General features: G+C 67.7%; 3 protein-coding genes. 1 reads left to right on the forward strand and 2 read right to left on the reverse strand.

Annotated features, from left to right (window positions below; translation table 11 throughout):
• Positions 1 to 121: 121 nt before the first annotated feature.
• Positions 122 to 484 carry a hypothetical protein gene (locus tag ABD211_RS33205; RefSeq protein WP_344140504.1) on the forward strand — a complete coding sequence of 121 codons (363 nt, stop codon included), beginning with the start codon at positions 122 to 124 and terminating at the stop codon, positions 482 to 484.
• On the opposite strand, the gene ABD211_RS33210 is transcribed toward ABD211_RS33205, so the two are convergent.
• Positions 477 to 653: a hypothetical protein gene (locus ABD211_RS33210; RefSeq protein WP_344140506.1), complete on the reverse strand. Its 177-nt coding sequence runs from the start codon at positions 651 to 653 to the stop codon at positions 477 to 479. The two genes, ABD211_RS33205 and ABD211_RS33210, sit on opposite strands and share 8 nt — an antisense overlap.
• A gap of 217 nt (positions 654 to 870) precedes the next feature.
• Positions 871 to 1,770, reverse strand: a complete 900-nt coding sequence (locus ABD211_RS33215) for an alpha/beta hydrolase (protein WP_344140508.1) — start codon at positions 1,768 to 1,770, stop codon at positions 871 to 873.
• Between the last annotated feature and the right edge of the window lie 422 nt (positions 1,771 to 2,192).

A 2,192-nucleotide genomic window follows, 5' to 3' on the forward strand; every position in this document is an offset into this window, starting at 1 on the left:
AGGACGTGTGGACGGTGGACATCATGGTCGGACCAGGCGCCGGCGGTGGTCTGGTCGGCGGCGAGTCCTACACCTACGTGCAGCGGCTCGAGTACTCCCAGCTACCAGAATGGCTCCGCTGATGAGGCGTGTGCTGACCGATGACGAGATGGGGCAACTGCGGTCTCGCGCGTCCTATCGCGTCTCCGTAGTGACCTTCCGGACCGGCATCCTCGCCTTCCTCGCGTTCGGCATCGGCGCGGCACTACTGCACACTGAGGTGTTAAAGCCGATCGGCGGAGTCGTGGTGATCGCCGCCGCCGTGACAGCTTTCGTCAGCATGCCGATCTACTTCTGCGCCGCGATCTACCTCGGCATCTCGAGGAGCCGGCAACATCGCAGTGTGTACAACCCCCGCGCGCAGTGGCAGTTCACCAAGGCCTTCACGGCGGACCTTGTCCGCCCACTGCGGCGCGGTCGTGCCTCCGATGAGGGGGTTACATAGAGGGGGCCTTGCCGTGGTCCGCGACGTCGGCGGTGGTGTTGTGCGCGGACAAGAAGACCCTGCCGGGCAGCGAGCCGTCCGAGGCGAGCCGGATGCCGAGCACCGGCGCGCACCGGAGCAGCTCCGCGCGGAGGCGCTGGCCGGAGCCGACCACCCCAGCGCCGGCCACTGCCGACTCCTCGGGCAGGAACAACGGGTCGTCGAATCATGGGGACGTAGCAGCCCTTGCTGTCCTTGTGGCACGGCAGGTGCGAGGAGCGCATCAACGCGGACACCCGCCGCAGGTAGTGCAGCCAGGGGTAGGGGAACTCACGCAGCGCTGCGCGCGACGGCGGCACGGTCGCGCCAACCGGACTAATCCAGAGGACGCCGTCGGGCCAGCTGGGCTACCGGCGTGGTTGGTCCTCGACCTGGCCCAGCCAACGCAGCAGGGCGTCGGCGATGACGGGAGCCTGGTACGTGTCGTTGTGGCCCGCTCCATCGATCAGCTCCACCTGCGTGTCGTACCCCCGTTCACGTAGCAGCGTCGCGAAGTCCGTGGCAATGAACGTCGGGATCAGCTCATCGGCAGTCCCATGAACGACCAGGGCGTCGATGTGGGTCCGGCGACCGCCGACGAGGTATGTCCCCGTGGCCGCCCCGGCGTAGAGGTCGGGCAGTTCCTCGGCGGTGCCGCCCATCATCGTCCAGGACCACTGACCGACCACGGTCAGGTCGTAGATTCCGGACAGGCCGACCCATCCATCCACCTGGGAATGCGGGTAGCGGCAGGCAGGGGAGCGGAATGAGGCCGCGCCGAATGCGGCCAGCGAACTGAGGTGGGCGCCCGCCGAGTGGCCGACCAGGACGACCGGGCCGGGGTGGAACCCGGCGCGCTTCAGCGCGGCGACTGAGGCGTCCACCGCGCAGGTCACGTCCTGCGCGGGCACAGGGAACCGGGACGCCTCGGTACCCACCCGGTACGTGACGTTGTTGACCGCGATGCCCTTCGCGACCAGGGCCTCGGCGAGCTGGCCCAGACCGCTGCGGTCGGCCGTCTGCCAGCCCCCGCCCGGCACGAGCACCACAAGCGGCACGCGGTGCGGGGTCCGCCGTGCCGGGAGGTAGAGGTCAGCCGCGACGCCAGGGAGGTACTCCCAGGTGGTGAAGGTCGGCTTGGTGCCCGCCGGGGCCACCGCCGACGCTGGGTTGGCGACGGACAGTGCCGCCGCCAGCGCGCAGGTGGCGAGGATGACCCGGGCTGTCCGCGAGGTGCGCGGCCACGTTGTGACGGGATTCAATGTCATGGGGCAACCATGCGACGGGTCCGGGACTCGCAGAAGGTAGCGCTGATGCTGGTGCTGTCACCACCAGGCAGCACGGCTCGGTATGTATAGCCACAATCGGTGGAGCGCCGAGCGCGGTGCGGCCTGAGTAAGTGTTATTTCGCGGGTACTCAACAGGTCCACGATTGTCCAGGTCGGAATTTCCAAACACCCTGCGACCAGCTTTCGTGCCCTCCGCACATATCTCGCATTGGTGCGCTGGGGGATTGCTGGTCGGGCGGATTCTCCCCCGAGACCGGCTGATTTCGAGGTCTGGAACGGTTTCCTTGAGAGGTCACGAATCGTATGGCAACCTCGGCAGACTCGTCGTCATCCACCACCAGTGCGGAAGAAGGAAGCACCAGACATGAACGACGTCCCCGTCCCCGTCCCGACGAGCCGCA

Source organism: Luedemannella flava (assembly GCF_039528515.1).
Lineage (GTDB): Bacteria > Actinomycetota > Actinomycetes > Mycobacteriales > Micromonosporaceae > Luedemannella > Luedemannella flava.

Bases quoted from the DNA above. Each gene is read 5' to 3' on its own strand.
- ABD211_RS33205 (WP_344140504.1), top strand. From the start codon at position 122: ATGAGGCGTGTGCTGACCGATGACGAGATGGGGCAACTGCGGTCTCGC.
- ABD211_RS33215 (WP_344140508.1), bottom strand. From the start codon at position 1,770: ATGACATTGAATCCCGTCACAACGTGGCCGCGCACCTCGCGGACAGCC.